The organism is Methylobacterium sp. AC433 (assembly GCF_979253015.1).
Genome location: NZ_CEEDBN010000089.1, coordinates 1 through 251, shown reverse-complemented (window position 1 = coordinate 251; position 251 = coordinate 1). Strand labels below are relative to the sequence as shown.

Here is a 251-nt window from a genome sequence, read left to right as displayed (position 1 = left end):
ATGCGGTGGTGCTGGCCCTCGGCCTGGGTCTGGGGGGAAGGCGCCTCGCCATCCTGACGCTGGCGGCCCTGCTCACGGCGGCCGGAACCCTTGTCGCCGGCCCCCGGAGTTTCGTCGGCCTCGTGGCGCCACAGGTGGCGCGGCTCGCCGGCCTGGCGCGGGCCGCGCCCCAGCTCGCGGGCTCCGCCCTCGTCGGCGCATTGATCCTGGTGGCGGCGGATTTCGTCGGCCGAATGGCGTTCTTCCCCGAC

1 protein-coding gene is annotated in these 251 nt (G+C 75.3%); it reads left to right on the top strand.

Going from position 1 to position 251, the window contains the following annotated elements:
• A partial coding sequence (locus AC0IWM_RS23840; protein WP_471759159.1) for an iron chelate uptake ABC transporter family permease subunit occupies positions 1-251 on the top strand: 251 nt, incomplete at both ends.